This is a genomic window from Lysinibacillus sp. FSL L8-0312 (genome assembly GCF_038003285.1).
GTDB classification, from domain to species: Bacteria; Bacillota; Bacilli; order Bacillales_A; family Planococcaceae; genus Lysinibacillus; species Lysinibacillus fusiformis_D.
On record NZ_JBBOOV010000001.1, the window covers coordinates 1,000,141 to 1,017,922 of the forward strand.

Genomic DNA, 17,782 nt, shown 5'->3' on the forward strand with positions numbered 1-17,782 from the left:
TTTAGAAAAAAACAGCCGTGGAGAACCCTATACCCATGCTTAAAAAACGAATAGATCTTTTTTTCATGTAAATTCTCCTCCTGTTCCCTAAAGTTATTTTCACTTTACCATTTCTATCCTAGCTAATCAAGGAAGCGTAGAGACGATTTATGAGTTTCTTTATTATTATTTCTCAGGCAATTAACTATATAACCATAACGAATACAGCATATAAATAATAGTGTAAAGCGAAATTAGCCTTACACCTCCGAATTTGTTACCAGGGTCACACCATCCCAAGTGACTCTTCTCATCTTAAAAAACTAGGCTCTCCTAATCGAAGCACCTAGTTTTTTTGTTCCTATGCGTGTTCATTACTAAAATAGCATAGCATCCTCAACAAATTCTGAACAGACTATCTAAAATTGTTATATTCATAAATGCCATAATGGTTCTATACTGCACTTCATTTAATTTTTAACTTACCTATTACTGGATAGGCATAGATAGTCACTTCTTTTTTGGAGGGTGTTTTTCGAATTAGGTTCTATTAAAGGTGAATTGATTTTATACGTTTAGCCCTCTTCGCAATATGAATGCCAAATAAAAATTCACTTTTACTCCATACATAAATTTGCTATACCAATTGTAAAAACTGTTTCAATTGGTTGTCTATCTCAAGAGAATCCTGTTCGTTTTGTCCAATTCCGAAGCAATGTCCCCACTTAGATTCGATTGGTCGATAAACTGCATTAGGCATGTGCTTTACTTCATAAGTATTATCCTCTGGCGGAAAAAAAAGATCGGTCAACCCTGGCATAACAAGGGCTTGAGCAGTGATACAGTTTAACGCTTTTTCAAAATTTCTGTTGTCTTGAGGATTAGCACTTATATCTCCGTTAATACCTGTTCGTAGCATGGCAATCAAGTCGTTTGCATCAAAGGAAAGAAACACTTTATCCCAATAATCTTCTAAATATGCCTTTAATGTTGTGTACCCTTCTTCTTGATAGAGCTGTTCTAAATAGTAGGCTTGAGAAAATCCCCATGGCGCATAGGCACGTCCCATCGCAGCAAGTCCTGCTGTAGGCTGATTAGTGTAGAAGCCTCGCTTCCAGTTGGCGTCTGCTTGCAATGCTGTGATAAGGCTCTCAAAAACAACTTGTGCATGTGGTCTGGTCTTTGCTGTTCCGCCAAACGGTGCAATCCGTTCGACCATCTCAGGATAACTTCTTCCCCATTGAAAGGTTTGCAGCGCACCGAGTGACCATCCAACGACTAGAGCAATTTTCTTAATACCAAATTTTTCAGTTATGAGTCGATGTTGTAACCGAACATTATCATAGATCGTTACAAGTGGAAAATTACCTTTATCCATAGGAGCCTGTGTATTGCTTGGAGAGGAGGATAATCCATTCCCAAACATATTAGGCACGATTATAAAATATTTGTCTGGATCAAGTGCTTTGCCAGAACCAATCAACCACTCATTATCCGTATGCTGGCCAGCAAACCAAGTAGGATAAACAATCACATTTGATTTTGCAGTATTTAAAGTTCCATAGGTTTTATAAGCAAGAAAAGCTTGAGGCAATTTTTGTCCCGATTGTAGCAAGACATCTCCAAGTGAATAAATTTCGTAATCTTTCATAATTCAAATCCCCTTTTATAAAATTTTGCGCGTAGCTTGATTTTTACTCTACGATACTGTTACCATCAAATCAACGAAACGTTTTTGAATATAACGTTCATTTTTTTTGAATTAAGAGGTGCTGTATCAATGGAAATCCGTCAGCTTAAAACATTTTGGACGCTTGCTTCCACTCGCAGTTTTAGTCGCACTGCCGAAGTGTTGAACTATGTTCCGTCTACTGTAACCATGCAAATCAAGGCGTTAGAAGAAGAATTGGGCGTCAGGTTATTGGATCGCTTGGGCAAGAGTGTCGTATTAACAGATGCTGGCCACCAGTTATTGCCCTATGCTACCAAAATATTAAACGATATAGAGGAAGCCCGTTGTGTCTCCAGTCAGAACGGAGAATTAACTGGCACAATTATCATTGGTGCAGACGAAGTACTCTGTACATACCGTTTACCAGCATTACTCAGAGATTATCGTCAACAATATCCCCATGTTCGTCTGCTTTTTAAGCCTTTGTCTGGTCAAAATTTGAAACAAAGTCTAAGAGAAGGAGATGTTGATGTGGTCTTTATGCTAGATGAACCGATCGTATCATCAGATCTTCATACAGAAATTTTATTGGACGAACCGTTTCTTATGGTCGTTTCCCCCGACCATCCATTAGCTTCTCGTGCTACATTAAGCATAGAAGATTTTAATAGAGAGCATATTCTATTAAGTGAAAAAGGTTGCTCTTATCGGACTTTCTTTTATCGTACTTTGGTAAAGAATGGGGCAGACAGCTTGACCGAACTTGAGTTTAATAGTGTAGAAGCCATTAAACAATGTACAATGGCGGGACTCGGTATTGCCTTATTACCAAAAATGGCGCTAAAGGGAGAAATGGAGCGAGGTGAGCTGATCCCTCTACCTTGGGATTTATCTGAAATACAATTTGCCACTCAAATGTTGTGGCATCAAGAAAAATGGATTTCTCCATCGATAAAAGCCTTTACAGATTTAGCAAGAAATTTACTACAGTAATATTCTTAGGAGGAAGGGGCGGATTCAGAAGTTAATGATACTGAATCGACCTTTTTCTAAAGAAAGGAAACAGACTCAAATTAGTGCACAACGGACTTAAAAAATGTGACTACAACATCAAATTAAGGCTGCTTGAGGCTATGTTCAAAGCAATAGAAAAAGCCACCTCCCATTACGGGACATGACTTCTTCCTAAATCTCTTAATATTCACTTTTCAATATTGAAAAAATGGCAAGATCAACATACTTCCCTTTTTCAAGTTCGTGTTGTCTCAAAACACCCTCTTGACTAAAATTTAATTTTTCCAACAATCTTATAGATGAATTGTTTTCTGGCTCTATTTTCGCTTCAATTTTATTTATTGCCATCGACGTAAAAGCAAAATGTATGATCTTACTTAAAGCCTCTTGCATAATACCCTTTCCCCAATGTTCAGGGTTTAAATCATAGCCAATTTCTATGCGGTTATGTTCTTTTTCATAATTCAAATAACCACAAGTGCCAATCACTTTTTTGGTCTTAGCTTCTTCAATTACCCATCTTAAGCCAGTTTGTTCTTTGAAAATTTTATCATACCAGTTTAATTCATGTAATGCATCATCAACTGAAGCAAATAATGTTAATGGCAAATACTTGACCACTTTTTCATCAGAATAAAGTGCAAAAATATCTTTGCAATCATCAACTATACCTTTTCGTAAGATGAAGCGTTCCGTTTCCAATTTAGGAAAATCTTTAAATTCGAAATTTATACTCATCATAACTCCTTTTTTCACCATCATTAGCATTATTCATAAATAAATAGTAACACATTATATTCAGAAAATTATCATAACTATTCAATTTGTACATGCAACTCTTTTTATCATTACAAAAACAAAAGCCACATCTATTGGATGTGACTCAATAATTGATTATTTATAACAAAGTTCGAGACTTAGCACTATTGCCAGATACAATAAATTTATCTGTTTCTTCGTCAAAAGCTATAGTGAAACTAAATTCATTCATTAAGCTTCCTGTATAATCACTAAGACTTAGTGTAGGACTAACCCAAAACACAACTTCATTTCCATCAACCTTCCAGCCGCTCTCAAAGCCTTTGTGCTTATCTTCAAGACGCTTTCCGATAGTTTGTCCGTTATTACTAATGGTATTTTTCACTAAATCAATAAATTTATTTTGTGTTTTTATTTCCATTTAATTCCTCCATTCATACTAATAATAGCTTTAATAGTATTATATGGTTATGAATAGCAAATTAAAACATTTTTGATGCCTAATCTCTAAAAAAAGCAAAGGAAGCTCTCTCTGACACACTTAATATCTCTTTCTAAAATTAAAGAGCATCATTCCTTATTTGAATGATGCTCCACTAAATTAAACTAAGGATCTCCCCTTATTTTCCCAACCACTTGTTAGTGGTACTATGATTTATTATAATCGCTCTAAATCCTGGTATTCTTTCATGTAAGGACCTTCCTCTGCAACAAATGAATGATACAATGCCTTTACTGCGAAGTTTTTCTCTAAACCCATTTCAGATTTTAGCTTTTTTAATTCATCATGCAACGCTCGATGTTCATTGATAAGCTTTAGCATTGTTGTTTTATTATATTTCATTACATCCGTCCTTTTTGTTTATAACTTGAATAATAACTTTAAAATAGTTAAATTCAGGGGAATTATGTGGAACTGCAAAATCCTCGGGCATCTGATGAAGTTCTATTATTTTTTGACGTATATCTGGCCATTTAAATGCTTTATCAATAAACGTTTTAAATTTTTTCATGTCAAAGCTCGGGTTATTTGTTGAAGCTATATTACACCATTATCACTCATAATCGCAAGAACAACTTTAAAGATGCAACAGATACTTTAGTACAACATTACTTTATCACGAATACTTCATTTTCTACACTTCCCATTAATCTACCCCTATTTTCACTTGATTTGACCATTTAAAATGACATAGGATATATTTCCATATAAAAAGCCTCCATCCTAAGATGAAAGCTTTGTAAGTTAACAAAAGTCTATGGCATAAATTCATGAAAACCTTCTTTAAGAGAACTATTCGTAAAGGTTAAGTTCAATTCGGATAAATCACTTTAATCTTCAACTTTGAGGTACAATCATAAGTTACACCTCATAACCCTTGATAGGTAAGCATTTCTAGGCTTACCTAAAAATACTGTGCTCATAAATGCCAGGTTTTTAATTAAGGTTCTTTAATTTTGGAGTATGGCAGGTTTGAAGTAATTCTCGAATATATCCTCAAATCGATGTTAGTAATAAGGGTTTATTAAAGTAATTCAATTGGGGTAAAAGTGGGGTACTACCGTTTTTAAGAGATTGTACCCCACTTTATTAGTTAGCAATTACTATTATATGGCAGGTGTATAAAAATCACTACTCATTTAGGGAGTGATTTTTTTTAATTAACACGGGTTACTTAATTCATTTTTTCTTTTCATTGCAACATTAATTTCAAGTACGTTCATTACTTTATAAATTATTTGGCTATCTTCTAGACCTTGATGGTAAGCATATTCTAAAAAAATCGACTCAACTATATACAATGCACTTTCCAATTCATTTAATAAATTCCTTTGTTCTTCATGAGACAATACTTCCCTCAATCTATCCATTAGAGCGATTGTCTTTGAATGAGCGGATTGGTACTCAGGGTCATTAACACATTTACCAAATGCAACTTTATGTATACGTTCATCTATAATTTCATTAAAATCAACTTCTTTTGTTTTTTCCATATTTTACCCTCCGTTAAATGAGGACATTCACTTTTAATCACAATTGTTTTTGGTTATAATTAATTTTGGTTAGTGAGTGAATGAAAGTGAATGTCACTCGTAATTTTCCACATCTCAAGTTCCAGCTTGAGGTGTGTTTTTTTATTTTTCCTCTTTTTATATTTATCATCTCCGTTACAGATTTCAGAACAAAAGTTCTTCTTTCGCCTGTTACTTTTATGGTAGCACTGTCAACATTGTTTTTAAATGGGTTTAGCACCCAATCAAAAAATATTTGTACAGTTCTTACACAGTTCGACAATTTTCTTGTTTTCAAAGTGAAAAGACCCCAATTAATTTCCCATTAGGTGTCAATATTACTTTTTTTACCACGATTCTTCTCTTACATTTATATAGTCCATAAAAAGCAAAATTCCCTTCCTCCTCCATATAAGAATAAATCTTTAAAAATACACATCTTGTACGGATCCGGTCAAAATAATAAATAGCTAAAAGTTGTAATGTCTCGATGTCCATACTTCAGTATTTGATTTTTCATTAAAAATTAATCGATGGCTATAAAATATATACATGTTTAATTAAATAACCTTTTTTAAAACAAAAGTCACTCAACACATTAATACGTTGAGTGACTTTTAGTATTTTAAATAAAACTGTTCATGGCCTCTTTAGTTTCAATGGAGTACGTTTCTTCTTCATTAATGATAGGTTCATTTCGATCTATCCTTATTTCGCTTTTGAGTGGCCGTTTCATATCTTCCTCAATCAATCTTTTTACATACTTACTGAAGTTACGCGGTTTACCAGTCAACGGGTTTGTTTGTTCTGCATGATTTAATAGTGCAAGGTCGTGTTCATCTTTGATGTTAAAACTAACAGGTTTGTTCTTCCTGCTTTCATTACTCACCCAAATGCCCCCTTTGCTATTGCATAAAATCCAACTGCATTTGCAAAGACAGGGTGTAAAGTAGTCACCCCATTTCCACGCTGTATTGTTGGATTAATGATTTCTGCATTAATGTAATGTTCTATTATATATGGTGTTATTCCTTCTGTAATACCTCCGCAAATAAGTATCTTGTCATTTTTACTCCACTTTAGCTTAGTTGTATTACGTATTATTCCCCGAGCTATCTTCTGGACATCATCTTTATCAGCCACAGTCTCAACCCCGAAATTAAAAGTTGTGCTGGCTTTATTAATATGTCTCTTATCAATAATAGTAGCAGCATTAACAGTTCCACTTCCTATATCAATCACTCTGATAACTCCATCACTTGGTTGCGCCCAAAAAGCCCCACTACCTTCAGGAGCCACGGCCACTTGATCTATGAGGACTTTTCTAATCTTCCCATTAACCTTTATTTCATATTGTCCTTTTAGCATGGCTATAATTGATTCCTTCTCAGCTTGCTTATGCCGTTTAATCGGCTGGCCTGTAACAAAGCTTACTTGTTCAATGTGTGGACAGTAACGGCTTAAATAACGGTGAATTGCTAGTAAGACTCTGATTTTAGTATCTTCATGGGCCTTGCTATCTCCGTACCTGGTACCATCCCCGAATTCATCTTCAAACTGCGCGATTGTACCAGCATACCCTTTGCGACCACCTATCTCAAACTCCATATCATCAGGACCAAATGACTCCTCAACATCACGCTCAAACCAATCGCAGATATTCGTTTTAAATGAATCGACTCCAAATGGTCCTACTACCTTCGCTTTGTGATTCCCTGCATCGATTCCCAAAATTATTCTATTCAATAAAATCCCCTTTCGTTTTTGTATTACAAATGTAGTACATTTTATAACTCAAAGACTCTGATTATTACAATTGTAATAAATATTTTTACTGTGGTTCTTTTACACTTCCCTACCACGTATACCTACATTAAGTCTAGGAATCAATTATGGTTAGGATTAATTCCTAGGGATAAGGTTCAAAAAGGTATGGGGAGGAGGGGAAATTTCGATGGGGAACAGGAGAATCACTCGCTCAGATAAAAAAGTTGATGTGAAACCCACTATCTCAGAAAGTCTCAAGACCACATTATATCGATTTGCTGAAATCTGTGATGAACCTGTTAAAGATGTAGCAGAAAGATTATGTAATACTGGTGCTGTGTCAGAAATCATTGTAGAAGAAATAAGAAAGTGGTTTCGGAGAGATTATCGTTGGAAGAACACCATCACGTTAGGTTACCCAGAAAGACCGAAATTAAAGATAACCGTTCATGCTGATAAAGGTAAAGTAACGATCAAATTTAAACAGAGAGACTACGACCAATTGAGTGTATTAGCTTTTGCACTAGATATAACACCAACCACCACTGCTGCTGTTCTTATTCGTGTGACACTGAGTAATAGGAAGTTCATGCAATGGTACTTATCAACTTATCTTTTACACTTAGATCAGGTTAAGATACGGCAGATTTATCGGTTACTAAAATTATAAAAAGGAGATGACTTGTGGACATAATTGACTTTGTTGGTTATACATTTAGCAGTGGGATCATAGTCGTGTGGATTGCCGAAAAGGTAGAGCGAGTGGTTAAAACTGTGAAGTTTATGTTTGGTGAATCATTTGACGAGGCAATTACTGTGGTGATGAAGGTAGTACCTAAAAAGAAAGAACACGATGAATTAGAAGTTTAACAATTTAGGGCTCTTGTCTGAGCCCTAACCGTTTTTTAGATGTTCATTTATCAATTTTTCCACCTTGGTTTTAAGTGCTTGATTAGCATATCGAAGAACTACATCATCCCCTGCTGTAGCAACCTGTACGTCACTGAAATATTCATCTACATTAGTCCAACCTACTACTCGGATACGTTGTTGCCCTAGTTGTCTTTTGAGTTCAAAATACTCATGACGCAATGTCTTTAATAAGGAATCCATGATTGGAAGAAATACTTCTTTCATTTTAAATTGTTCTACTTGCGGATAATCAATCTGCAATGATTTCACGGCTAATTCTAATAATAAGAATTTGTGTAATAATTGACGCTGTTCCGGATTAATCATCCTCGTCAACCAATGATGCTTTTTGTATTAGATCGAATGAAATTCGTTTTATTGAAAACTCTGTATCTAATAGTAACTCCTTTTTATACGTATCAGCGCCTGTTATTAACCCTACCTTGTCATGTAGCTTATTGTGTTCCCATAGTGTTAATTTAACTAACTTCCTAAGTTTAAACGCTCGCTGGATGGTTTGCTCGATTTCTTCAAGCTCCCATTCCGTCAACTCACGCTTTTTATCGTAAAATTGTTCCTCTTTCCACTTCTTAATCTCTACAAGATGCTCTGGTAGCATCATAGCTGTCCACTTCATGTTTCCGCGGTCATGTAACATACAAATCACACTCCATTAACAGAACGTTCGTTTGTATTATTTTAGAACAAATGTTTGTGTTTTATCAAGTGTAATATCTGGAAATAAAAAAGCCCATTACCGATTGGGTAACGGGCGATTGTTGTTAAATGCTACGTTGTGCAATGATAATTTTCAAACCTTCAAAATCTCCGCCAGTTAACGTACCAGCATCGAATTTTTCCAAGTGTGACTTATCAACAAGCTTTTTATCTACTGCTTGTTTGAGGTAATCACGTACAGCAGCTTTAGTTGTCTCGTTTGTGAATTTCATTGTGTCATCTTCTTTTTCTGTTGGTTTATCGGATTCTTTTGGTTTCATTGCTTCTTCAATTCGTTTTAAGAAACTACTCCAACGATCTTCACTTAAGATTCGGTGAGGGCAATATTTACCGTTCCAATCTTGATGCTTCTTCACTCGGTCAATACCCCATCCAAATTGTTTTAAAAGCTCTGCAATATATTGGACAGCATTTTCTTCAGCCACTCCATACCGAACACCACCACTTTTGCTATAACAAATTTCTATACCAAAAGAAAGGCGATTACCTTTCTTTAGTGCGTTCGGATCTTTGTCACCTCCACCATCACCACAATGCCAGGCACTACGGTTAAATGGTATTGCCTGTATTATTTCTTTATCATCCACAGCAACATGGTAAGACACCTGATTGTTATTGCCAATCATGTATGAAATTTCGTTAGCTGCAGTAGCATCATTGGCTGTATTGTGTACAGTGATATATTGAGGTACCATTGTATATGGCGCCTTGATTGAATACTTGCTTGAAGGTAAAAATGATTGCTTGAATGCATACGTCATTTCACTTTTTCCTCCTTCGAATTGAAGATTTCTAAAGCTTTTTTTACTGGTGCAGGCATGTCCACTCCTAGTTTGGCTGAATTTTCCCCTAAGCTCACCAATTCGTTTAAGATGAACATCAATACCACGGCATCAGGAATAATTTGCCCAATTGAAAAGCCTTGGTCTTGCAGTACTAAATAAATTAAATTAGCTACTACAATCCAAACCCACATCATGCCTTTTTTAATGATGCCTTGATAGCCACGTTTGCTACTAATTGTTCCCCAGTTAGCAGCCATACCTGATAGAAAATCGATTGCATTAAGTATTAAAAGTACCGTCATTAATAGCCCCCAACCGCCTACAAGCCACGACACCACTCCGCCTACTGTGCTAAGTAAAAATTTAAATGATTGTTCCATTTATCCACGTCCTTTGCCCTTTTTAGTGAAAATAAAAAGCCATGAGAAGCATCGAGATTCAGTACTATGTACCGTTGCCCATCTCGGTTGCTCTCATAGCATAAAAAATAACGCTAGCTTATGCTGCGTCTACTTGTTTTCGTTTTTCTGTTCAGTCGCTTTTATTTTGATTGCCTCTTCTTCGGTTATTAACTCTTTTGTAACAGCTAAATCAATTTGTTCCTCGGTTGCTCTGCAATTACACCAATTACGTAAGAATAGATTGTATACAAGACTCAAATTAATTACCTCCTGTTGATAGCATTAATTGCATTAGCAGTTCATCTTGATCGGCTTGTGATTTTTCGAGTTCTGCATTTCTTTTTTCTAACTGTTCCATTCGTGTTAACTGAATGGCTCCGGCATCCGGTAAAAACTTTTCTGTCGACCACTGCCCATTTTCATACTTCTTCCACATATAATCAAAATCCATAGTCTCAATTGGAATATGGTTATCTAGATGCATTTCCTCTGGTACAGCTTTTACCCCTGTACAAATATTTTGTTCGTTTATTTCAGCATAGAAAAACATTTTATATTTCCTCCTTTTATGGGAACTCTACTAACCACCAATAGATAGTTGTAGCGTAATGATTAGATATTCTACCCCTAGCGAAGTTTAGTTGATTACCATTTCGCCAACTGTGTACCATCGAACGTGTACCGCCTTCATTAGAATTATCCTGAAAATGATAAAACAATAAACACTTATTCAGATTAGGCGTAGAACTTAAAGTTATACTTTGTAGATTACTATTTAGAATAGAGGTTCCGCCCCATTGTAATTTGATACTATCGTCAAACTCATAAACTTCATATATGACATTTAAAAAACTGTCTCCTTGATAGCCCTTGTCTCTACGAATAAAGCTAATGCTACTATCAGTAAGAAAAGAACCGGTTACGAAAGAACTCGCCGTAGTCCCTTCACTTGTAGTAAACATTACTCGGATAATAGCTTTATTTCTATTCACCGCATTAATGTTTATGGTTTTCGATAATTCATCAATAGTCAGACTAAATTGTCCCCATTGCCAACTTTTGATATAAGCACCCTTTATCATCGTTCCTACTTGTTCACCATTATCATTAGTGAATGTTTTGCCTGTTAGCACATCGCTAGGTTGTGCGTTTCCTGCCCCCCCTTCACCCTGTAAGATAAAAGACCCTGCACGATAACGAACTGTATATACTCCGTTAGCCTTTGCATTACTAAACGCTGTGCCATTAGCTTTCTTAATAGGAATAGCACCTAAGCCATTAATATTTAATGTCATCGCTGCGGTACTATTTGAGTTAACTGGAAAAGATACACCTAGGCCATCACTATAACTTGTTATCGCTGCATGTGTAACCGTTAATGCGTTCGCTGTCCCTGCGACAGTTCCAAGCCATTTAACTGAATCCGCCGGGGTAATAGTTGGCATTGAATCTTCAATACGTTTCATTTCTGTATCAATCTTATCTAGATTTGCATTAACAGTATTTACATTATAAAATTCATCTTCATTGTCCTTTGTAAACCCATAATTGTCAGTCTCAGTAGGCATTATGGTAACACTTCCTCTCTTAGTTGTTTATGTGTATAGGCAGCCAGTTGAGCATGTGTAAATCGCGCCAATGTGCTGTGTTGGTTGTATCTGACTTCTACATACAACATCATATTTTGAGGCGTCACCCTTTCAAGTAAAACCTCAACAATTTCAAACTGGCGAGACACTGTTAACTCTAACTTTACTCGGACCCACTTTTCAGATGTACTTCGAGTAAGCTCATATTTCCCCTCTCCTAGCAAGCTATCAAGTAGCTGTTTAAGGACAGGATAACTATATGGCGCTTGCTCTTGATACCTTGATAGAATGCGGAAACGACGTGTCTCAAGTGTTTCTGATTCACCTGCAACCAAACCAAGCATTTTCTCATAACGATTGGCACCACGTTCATCAAGAGTTAAGATGAATTGATTATTTAACAATGATTCAGTTAGTTCCCATACTCGCTCTAACGATGGATTTTCAAGTGATGCAATTCTTTGCAGCTCTTTTATTTCGTGCAGGATAGGGGGTAAATAGCTTAAAATATCTACTTCTCTAGCCACTTACAGTCCCCCTTTTAGGTATAGCCTCTTTATCTAACTCAAGATTGCTTGCTGTGCCACTTAATGTTGTGTTGGCTATGTCGATGACTCCATCAATGCCAAGAATACGTGTTTCAATTTGGCTAATACGAACGATTAACCCTGTATTATCTTCTTGTTTTGTAATTGCCTTTGCCCATTGTTCCGCAATTTCTTTAAAGTATCCATCGATTACTTCTTTAATAGCATTTTCCACATCCCCGAAGGACCATCCTGATTGTAAGGTTAATGTTGTAGCTATATTCACTACAGTTTCGTTAACAGCCGAGATTGTGACGACGTGGTCTATAGGAGCAAGTCCTACTCCATCCCCTTGACTATCTAATGGATCTATTAACTGCTGTACCAACTCTACTAAAGCTGTGGACGGCTTCGAATACGTTGAGTCAATGATCGTAACACCAACAGTGCCACCACCATATTTAGCCCGGTAGATGCGCGCACCTCCAACACCAGGTATATTACCCACACGTTCTTTGTAGTCAGCTCGATTTCCACCAAATGAAACACTTTCAAAACTATTGAAATAGCGTGATCTAAAAGCCTCCGTATCTTCCTCATTTTCTCCTGGAATTAACAAATCCGTTAACTGTGCTGTTTCAAGACCTGTAATGTAATCAATTGGTATAAGCTGCCCTGTCTCGAAATTCCCGACCTCGCCTACCGTTTCACATTCTAACTTGAAAATACCGTTTTCTATTTTCTCGAGGGCTACATAGTTGTATTCTTCCTGTGAAAAACGAGCACCTATAGGAACATCAATATTGAATACTCCTTTTCGAATAGCTTTCGTTGCAGGTGTTGGGCTAAGCCCTCGCTCAGCAGCACGTCTTACTAGGTTTTCACGAGGGGCAGTATCTGCGAACATTTGATTTTCATAGTTCAGCAATGTAAAAAGTATTTGAGCTGTCTCAGCTGTATTGGCTGCTGTTGCCTGATAAATCAACGATGTCTCTCGTTTATCCTGCGTTGGTACATTGGATAGTTTCTGAACTAATAAATCCTCATAGGAAGTATTTAATTCAAAGGCTACTGCCATCAATAATCCACCTCTTTCTCTGCTGTGATTTCACCAAATATGGTATGTGCTGTGTATTGAACATGCACTTTATTTTTATTTGTTGTTACTTCAAAAGTATCTACTTCCGTAATGCGATCATCCTGTAGTAAAGCCTCTCGGATGCGTCGTTTTACTTCGCTAGCAACATATACTGTTGGTTGACCAATTAAATCATTAGTTTCAAAGCCTGTGTTCCAACTGTAAATTAGATGATTGTATCGTTCGATATTGAGCATTAAAAAAATCGCTTGTTTCATGGCCTCTAGTTCATCAACGGTGCCATAACAGCGATCTAATTCGTTATTTATTTTGAAAGTATTAGAGGGTTCAACAACTTCCTCAAAGTCTATTAATAAACCATCATTTTCGACTTCCGGCAACATATCATCACACCCTATCCATTACTAAAAAGGGCATACCTCCTTGAATTCTAAGCAATACCACTTTTTCGTCTTGTTTTAGTGCATTAAACACTTTATACATTTGTTTAGCGCCACCGTCTATACTCATTTCCGTTTCATAATCGGTTACATTGCGAGTTAGTTTTAAGTGAGCATCACTAAGGATTAATTTTTGGTCTACTTGTATTTTAAGAGGGTTTTCATTAATCACGGTACCATAACGTACTTCTAAAGGGTTGCTGGCGCGAATGGCATCTAGTGATGTTTGTTTGATTAACACTAATAAATCGTTGATACTACGCATTAAACTCGCCTCCTATAAACACTAAATCCATCGTGTGCTGAGATTCTGTAAATGTGTGCTTGGCACTCTCCACGACCATGTGGTTAGATACAGTCATATCACCGAGATGCAACATAATCGGTAACAATGAGCCACCGCGTACACGAATATCTCCTTTTACTTTATTGATTGATAATTTCCGTGTTTTCTTATTGTACAATTTGAGCAACGTGTCGGCTTTAAGCTTCCCATTTGTGTTGCTTTGAATTGATTCAAAATATTGTAGTACACCCCACCTGTTTTGGTTAGATGAGTCTTGAGCAATATAAATTTCACGCTTCCCTTTATCTTTATTCTCGTATACTAACTTAATTTTGTTATACGTCTCTGAATCAATGGAAGTAGAGTATGAAAAGCTTTCGCTTGTTGTTTCATCAATCAAAATGTTGAGTTTCATGTCCTTCATGTTTTTTAAATTGATGCCATTATGATCAGCAAACAATACGTACATAGCTCCTGTAGCTTGTGTTGTTTGATCAAGAGCGTTTTGTACAATCTCGAAAAGCTCTTTATTGTCTTCTGCCCCAGAAGGGATTACGTACTTCGTGTCATCGACCAAACCAAACTTTAACTTAAAATCAGCAATCAACATTTTGAGTATTTGTGAGGCTGTTTTCTTTGTGTACACGTAGGTATCCTTGTTTTTAAAGTACCTTAGCGCATCGTATGCGACTACTTTTATTTTCTCATTATTAGAGCGTTCTTTTGTAAACACAAAGCCATAAAAGACCTTCTGACCATTATACATAAAGATAACAGGATTACCCTCTTGAAAGTCGAGGGCTTCATCCTTTAGAACTGTGAACGAGAGTTTGCCAGCTGTTTTTCGTCTAGCTGTTTCTAACACTATACCTTCCTCAACCACACATTGCTGTATATACGATCCGTTTTGGATGAGCAGTTTACATTCAGCCAAGCTTCAACACCTGCCCCTCCTTTATAAGATTAGGATTTGCTAAGTTGTTTAATTTCACAATTTCATTAATCTTTGAATCCGTTACAGTTCCGAAATACTTTTTACAAATGCCCCACAAAGTATCCCCCTTCACAACCTTGTGGGTCTTGGCTGTACTTTTTGTGCTCGTGTCACGCTTCTTTTCTACTTTAGAAGTCGCTGGAGCTTTTGCGTTTTTGGCTGTTGTAATAATTTCGACTTTTTTTGTACCCCATGTACGATATTGTTTTAATTCAATATCTACTTCTAAATCAAAACCATTCTCGGCTGATTCATAAATTCCATATGACTCTAATGAAACTAAGATATTTGTATCAAACAACAACGTACCATTAGGTTTCATACGATTGACAAGAAAATAAAAAGGCTTCTGATTAAGTTTCAGCGCCTCTAGTTTGTCCGTATAGTAAGTTGCCGGTTGAAACCCGTTAGGGTAGACCGCAAAAGGGTATTTCACATTTGGCAATAAGATCTTAAAACTAAAATCAGTGAGTCCAGCCTTTTTTAATAGATTAATCTCGCTATTATCAATGAGTGTGATAGTTTCGTTTTTGTTGTTTATATTTATTGTTAACTCAGCAGGCGCAATAGGTAACTGTACGCCATCTAAGAAGAAATTGTACATACCTTGTTACACCCCTTCCGCAACTGTTTGCATTGCTTCTTCTGTTTTTACGACCATTTGATCAATGATACCATCAAGGTCCATGTCATTGTTGATATGATTTTCATTGCTCATTTTGACTTCTATTTTTGCAGTAGTAAAACGATTGATGGCCTCTTGCGCTGCAATATCACGTAGGTATTTCAGATCTTCATTCATCATCTTAACGCCATCGGCTGTTTTCTTAGTATTGTCAGCAGTTTTCTTTCCTGCCTCATTGCCTTTATCGAGTTTATCGCCTAATCCAAGAGATTCATTAACTGACTTCATAAGCGCATCAGTATTGGCTCCTTGCCCTTTCATTGAATCAAGCATATTAGCACCCCAGTTATAGCCTGTGTCCCAAGCATCACCTAAAGACTTCATTTCCATTTTAGGAGCTTCCCAATAATCGTCTGGCGGTTCTCCGACCCAATCATCCAGTGTCCCTTTTAGATTCTCTATATCACTTGTAATGGACTCTCGGTGTGAATATTCAGTACCTGCTTTCAAACCAATAGTTTTACTTATACCATCTGGTAACTTATCGATAAACCAATTCCACGCTCGGATCGCTTTATTTACGGCATCTATTATGGCATTAACAAAACTAGTTGCAAAGCCATCCCAACCTTTAGTCATTGAAATAATTACATCTAACACGTTCGTAGCCAAATTGTAAAATAGTCGCCTTACCGCATAAGTCCTTCCTTGCGTAATATTAACAAAGAATTCAATGTAGGATGCCCACATATTCCATAAATAAGCTATGGAGTTATAAATGAAAGTACCTAACACCATGAATGCACCAGCAACAATGCCTGTAGCACTGATAGATGACCCTGTAAAATGGTTTATTGCAGCTATCGCTAAATAGAATATTACAATTAATACCACTATTGCTCCGATAAGCCATGCAATCGGATTTGCTGCTATCGCAATACTTAGGGCTGCCATAGCTGCTGTGAATCCATATGTTGCCCAAGTAGATAAAACGGTAGTTGCTACATACCATAAATTTCGTATCGCTGCTGTTGCAGTCATAAGTGCGTTTATAGCTATTTCTCTATTATTCCATGCCCATGCTCCTGCATTAATTATTAGCGCTGCTGTAACTCCTCCAATTACTGGAGCAATAAACGACCAGTTATCATATACAAAACTACCTACTGTTGTCATTGCTGTTAGAGTAATATTTATCGCATCTGCAATCATGTATAGAGCTTGTATTGCACTAGCACTAAATTCTTTAAATCGATCACTATTAGCAATTTCATTTATTTTTTGTAATACTGGTCCAAAAGCACGTAAACTTTCATTTTTGAAATAAGTCCACATTTGTGACCACGTCGCTGGCATACTGTCAAACTTTTTATTGATTTCGTCTGTGGCGGCAAACATGGCATTTTTTACGATGTCTGCTGTGATCATTCCGTCTGCAGCTAAGTCACGAATAGCTCCTAAGGGTTCTCCCATATAATCTGCAATAGTCGAAATTAAGTTCGGTGCTTGTTCAAAGATTGAGTTAAGCTCGTCACCACGTAAAACACCTGAGGCTAACGCTTGAGATAACTGGATAGTTGCATTACTTGCTTCAACAGCACTCGCTCCAGCAATACCAAATTGCTTTTGTACAAGTTCACTAAATGCTACCACTTCACTTAAATTACTAAACGAATCACGCGCATTAGTACCAATTCTCGAAACCATATCAGCAGTATCTTTGAATGACGAGTATGAACGTTGTGCAGCATCATGAATAAGTTGTTGGGCAAGTTCTATGTCACTCATGTCACCAAGACCGAAATCTACTTTTGCTAACTGATCGGGGATTACAGGCATATCCTCTACTAGTAGTTGTACACGGGCCTTAGTATTGGTTAATTCATCAGAAATCTCGATTGCTTTACTTAACCCTTGTAATGACAAATAAGCACCAATTAAAGCTCCAACTTTTTTTACCAACCCATTCATTTCATCTGTACCATCCCGTATCCGGTTGTTTAATCCTCCTTGTGCGTTATCTGCGGATCGAATTTCTTGTTCAATCTGATTCATAGAATTTGCTGCATTTCCTAGTTCTCTTCGCATCAACGCTATAGATGAAGTATCAAACAGAGTTCCAGAGGCAACATGCATAGCCTCCATTTGATTAACCATCATTGAAACAGCGTTATGCATAGCT

At 36.6% G+C, this 17,782-nt stretch carries 25 protein-coding genes; 3 read left to right on the top strand and 22 right to left on the bottom strand.

Annotated elements, in window-relative coordinates:
• Window positions 1-616 precede the first annotated feature (616 nt).
• Window positions 617-1,630 (bottom strand): alpha/beta fold hydrolase, encoded by a 1,014-nt coding sequence (locus MHI22_RS05110; RefSeq protein ID WP_340811200.1) that lies wholly within the window; start codon window positions 1,628-1,630, stop codon window positions 617-619.
• 129 nt (window positions 1,631-1,759) lie between these two features.
• Between MHI22_RS05110 and MHI22_RS05115 the strand changes: the two genes are divergently transcribed.
• A complete protein-coding gene (locus MHI22_RS05115) occupies window positions 1,760-2,644 on the top strand; it encodes a LysR family transcriptional regulator (RefSeq protein WP_089932724.1) in 885 nt (294 codons plus the stop codon).
• A gap of 201 nt (window positions 2,645-2,845) precedes the next feature.
• On the opposite strand, the gene MHI22_RS05120 is transcribed toward MHI22_RS05115, so the two are convergent.
• From MHI22_RS05120 to MHI22_RS05150, 7 genes are all read right to left on the bottom strand, one after another.
• Window positions 2,846-3,403, bottom strand: coding sequence for a GNAT family N-acetyltransferase (locus MHI22_RS05120; protein ID WP_036117046.1), 558 nt, complete (start codon window positions 3,401-3,403; stop codon window positions 2,846-2,848).
• A 160-nt stretch (window positions 3,404-3,563) separates the two neighbouring features.
• Window positions 3,564-3,845, bottom strand: coding sequence for a hypothetical protein (locus MHI22_RS05125; protein WP_036117048.1), 282 nt, complete (start codon window positions 3,843-3,845; stop codon window positions 3,564-3,566).
• 237 nt (window positions 3,846-4,082) lie between these two features.
• Complete coding sequence (locus tag MHI22_RS05130; protein ID WP_058843670.1) at window positions 4,083-4,268, bottom strand: hypothetical protein; 186 nt, start codon at window positions 4,266-4,268, stop codon at window positions 4,083-4,085.
• Window positions 4,258-4,437 carry a hypothetical protein gene (locus MHI22_RS05135; protein WP_340811202.1) on the bottom strand — a complete coding sequence of 60 codons (180 nt, stop codon included), beginning with the start codon at window positions 4,435-4,437 and terminating at the stop codon, window positions 4,258-4,260. Before MHI22_RS05135 ends, MHI22_RS05130 begins: the two co-directional genes overlap by 11 nt.
• Before the next feature lie 649 nt (window positions 4,438-5,086).
• Window positions 5,087-5,419 (bottom strand): hypothetical protein, encoded by a 333-nt coding sequence (locus tag MHI22_RS05140; protein WP_340811203.1) that lies wholly within the window; start codon window positions 5,417-5,419, stop codon window positions 5,087-5,089.
• A 643-nt stretch (window positions 5,420-6,062) separates the two neighbouring features.
• Entirely contained in the window at window positions 6,063-6,326 is a 264-nt protein-coding gene (locus MHI22_RS05145; protein ID WP_340811204.1) for a hypothetical protein, read from the bottom strand.
• The gene (locus MHI22_RS05150; protein WP_340811205.1) at window positions 6,323-7,183 is read right to left on the bottom strand and encodes a ParM/StbA family protein; all 861 of its coding nucleotides are present in this window, start codon (window positions 7,181-7,183) and stop codon (window positions 6,323-6,325) included. Before MHI22_RS05150 ends, MHI22_RS05145 begins: the two co-directional genes overlap by 4 nt.
• A 208-nt stretch (window positions 7,184-7,391) precedes the next feature.
• On the opposite strand from MHI22_RS05150, the gene MHI22_RS05155 reads away from it, so the two are divergent.
• A complete protein-coding gene (locus tag MHI22_RS05155; protein ID WP_051891666.1) occupies window positions 7,392-7,874 on the top strand; it encodes a hypothetical protein in 483 nt (160 codons plus the stop codon).
• Between the two features lie 14 nt (window positions 7,875-7,888).
• Window positions 7,889-8,074, top strand: a complete 186-nt coding sequence (locus tag MHI22_RS05160; RefSeq protein ID WP_340811207.1) for a hypothetical protein — start codon at window positions 7,889-7,891, stop codon at window positions 8,072-8,074.
• Between the two features lie 24 nt (window positions 8,075-8,098).
• Here the strand turns inward: MHI22_RS05160 and MHI22_RS05165 are convergent, their stop codons facing one another.
• The 14 genes from MHI22_RS05165 to MHI22_RS05230 all read right to left on the bottom strand — a co-directional run bounded on the left by MHI22_RS05165 (window position 8,099) and on the right by MHI22_RS05230 (window position 17,778).
• Window positions 8,099-8,443, bottom strand: a complete 345-nt coding sequence (locus MHI22_RS05165; RefSeq protein ID WP_340811209.1) for an aconitate hydratase — start codon at window positions 8,441-8,443, stop codon at window positions 8,099-8,101.
• Entirely contained in the window at window positions 8,436-8,753 is a 318-nt protein-coding gene (locus MHI22_RS05170; RefSeq protein ID WP_340811210.1) for a YolD-like family protein, read from the bottom strand. Before MHI22_RS05170 ends, MHI22_RS05165 begins: the two co-directional genes overlap by 8 nt.
• A 145-nt stretch (window positions 8,754-8,898) precedes the next feature.
• Window positions 8,899-9,615, bottom strand: coding sequence for a peptidoglycan recognition protein family protein (locus tag MHI22_RS05175; RefSeq protein ID WP_445668836.1), 717 nt, complete (start codon window positions 9,613-9,615; stop codon window positions 8,899-8,901).
• A complete protein-coding gene (locus MHI22_RS05180; protein WP_031417102.1) occupies window positions 9,612-10,019 on the bottom strand; it encodes a phage holin family protein in 408 nt (135 codons plus the stop codon). Before MHI22_RS05180 ends, MHI22_RS05175 begins: the two co-directional genes overlap by 4 nt.
• Window positions 10,020-10,148: 129 nt before the next feature.
• Entirely contained in the window at window positions 10,149-10,298 is a 150-nt protein-coding gene (locus tag MHI22_RS05185) for a hypothetical protein (RefSeq protein WP_340811211.1), read from the bottom strand.
• 1 nt (window position 10,299) lies between these two features.
• Window positions 10,300-10,590: a hypothetical protein gene (locus MHI22_RS05190; RefSeq protein ID WP_340811213.1), complete on the bottom strand. Its 291-nt coding sequence runs from the start codon at window positions 10,588-10,590 to the stop codon at window positions 10,300-10,302.
• Between the two features lie 16 nt (window positions 10,591-10,606).
• Entirely contained in the window at window positions 10,607-11,608 is a 1,002-nt protein-coding gene (locus MHI22_RS05195; protein WP_340811214.1) for a hypothetical protein, read from the bottom strand.
• On the bottom strand, window positions 11,608-12,156 hold the full coding sequence (locus MHI22_RS05200; RefSeq protein ID WP_340811215.1) for a putative phage tail protein: 549 nt from the start codon (window positions 12,154-12,156) through the stop codon (window positions 11,608-11,610). Before MHI22_RS05200 ends, MHI22_RS05195 begins: the two co-directional genes overlap by 1 nt.
• Window positions 12,149-13,234, bottom strand: a complete 1,086-nt coding sequence (locus MHI22_RS05205) for a baseplate J/gp47 family protein (RefSeq protein WP_340811216.1) — start codon at window positions 13,232-13,234, stop codon at window positions 12,149-12,151. The genes MHI22_RS05200 and MHI22_RS05205 overlap by 8 nt, the downstream gene beginning before the upstream one ends.
• Window positions 13,234-13,638 (bottom strand): DUF2634 domain-containing protein, encoded by a 405-nt coding sequence (locus tag MHI22_RS05210; protein WP_340811217.1) that lies wholly within the window; start codon window positions 13,636-13,638, stop codon window positions 13,234-13,236. The genes MHI22_RS05205 and MHI22_RS05210 overlap by 1 nt, the downstream gene beginning before the upstream one ends.
• A 4-nt stretch (window positions 13,639-13,642) precedes the next feature.
• Window positions 13,643-13,960, bottom strand: coding sequence for a DUF2577 domain-containing protein (locus MHI22_RS05215; protein ID WP_340811219.1), 318 nt, complete (start codon window positions 13,958-13,960; stop codon window positions 13,643-13,645).
• On the bottom strand, window positions 13,953-14,915 hold the full coding sequence (locus MHI22_RS05220; protein ID WP_340811220.1) for an XkdQ/YqbQ family protein: 963 nt from the start codon (window positions 14,913-14,915) through the stop codon (window positions 13,953-13,955). The genes MHI22_RS05215 and MHI22_RS05220 overlap by 8 nt, the downstream gene beginning before the upstream one ends.
• Window positions 14,908-15,579 carry a LysM peptidoglycan-binding domain-containing protein gene (locus MHI22_RS05225; RefSeq protein ID WP_340811221.1) on the bottom strand — a complete coding sequence of 224 codons (672 nt, stop codon included), beginning with the start codon at window positions 15,577-15,579 and terminating at the stop codon, window positions 14,908-14,910. Before MHI22_RS05225 ends, MHI22_RS05220 begins: the two co-directional genes overlap by 8 nt.
• Before the next feature lie 6 nt (window positions 15,580-15,585).
• Window positions 15,586-17,778 carry a tape measure protein gene (locus tag MHI22_RS05230; RefSeq protein ID WP_340811222.1) on the bottom strand — a complete coding sequence of 731 codons (2,193 nt, stop codon included), beginning with the start codon at window positions 17,776-17,778 and terminating at the stop codon, window positions 15,586-15,588.
• Window positions 17,779-17,782 lie beyond the last annotated feature (4 nt).

Coding starts and splice junctions, on each gene's coding strand:
- MHI22_RS05175 (WP_445668836.1), bottom strand. CDS start 9,615: ATGACGTATGCATTCAAGCAATCATTTTTACCTTCAAGCAAGTATTCA.
- MHI22_RS05115 (WP_089932724.1), top strand. CDS start 1,760: ATGGAAATCCGTCAGCTTAAAACATTTTGGACGCTTGCTTCCACTCGC.
- MHI22_RS05155 (WP_051891666.1), top strand. CDS start 7,392: ATGGGGAACAGGAGAATCACTCGCTCAGATAAAAAAGTTGATGTGAAA.
- MHI22_RS05120 (WP_036117046.1), bottom strand. CDS start 3,403: ATGAGTATAAATTTCGAATTTAAAGATTTTCCTAAATTGGAAACGGAA.
- MHI22_RS05140 (WP_340811203.1), bottom strand. CDS start 5,419: ATGGAAAAAACAAAAGAAGTTGATTTTAATGAAATTATAGATGAACGT.
- MHI22_RS05215 (WP_340811219.1), bottom strand. CDS start 13,960: ATGCGTAGTATCAACGATTTATTAGTGTTAATCAAACAAACATCACTA.
- MHI22_RS05130 (WP_058843670.1), bottom strand. CDS start 4,268: ATGAAATATAATAAAACAACAATGCTAAAGCTTATCAATGAACATCGA.
- MHI22_RS05135 (WP_340811202.1), bottom strand. CDS start 4,437: ATGAAAAAATTTAAAACGTTTATTGATAAAGCATTTAAATGGCCAGAT.
- MHI22_RS05230 (WP_340811222.1), bottom strand. CDS start 17,778: ATGCATAACGCTGTTTCAATGATGGTTAATCAAATGGAGGCTATGCAT.
- MHI22_RS05190 (WP_340811213.1), bottom strand. CDS start 10,590: ATGTTTTTCTATGCTGAAATAAACGAACAAAATATTTGTACAGGGGTA.
- MHI22_RS05205 (WP_340811216.1), bottom strand. CDS start 13,234: ATGGCAGTAGCCTTTGAATTAAATACTTCCTATGAGGATTTATTAGTT.
- MHI22_RS05110 (WP_340811200.1), bottom strand. CDS start 1,630: ATGAAAGATTACGAAATTTATTCACTTGGAGATGTCTTGCTACAATCG.
- MHI22_RS05195 (WP_340811214.1), bottom strand. CDS start 11,608: ATGCCTACTGAGACTGACAATTATGGGTTTACAAAGGACAATGAAGAT.
- MHI22_RS05165 (WP_340811209.1), bottom strand. CDS start 8,443: ATGATTAATCCGGAACAGCGTCAATTATTACACAAATTCTTATTATTA.
- MHI22_RS05210 (WP_340811217.1), bottom strand. CDS start 13,638: ATGTTGCCGGAAGTCGAAAATGATGGTTTATTAATAGACTTTGAGGAA.
- MHI22_RS05180 (WP_031417102.1), bottom strand. CDS start 10,019: ATGGAACAATCATTTAAATTTTTACTTAGCACAGTAGGCGGAGTGGTG.
- MHI22_RS05170 (WP_340811210.1), bottom strand. CDS start 8,753: ATGAAGTGGACAGCTATGATGCTACCAGAGCATCTTGTAGAGATTAAG.
- MHI22_RS05125 (WP_036117048.1), bottom strand. CDS start 3,845: ATGGAAATAAAAACACAAAATAAATTTATTGATTTAGTGAAAAATACC.
- MHI22_RS05225 (WP_340811221.1), bottom strand. CDS start 15,579: ATGTACAATTTCTTCTTAGATGGCGTACAGTTACCTATTGCGCCTGCT.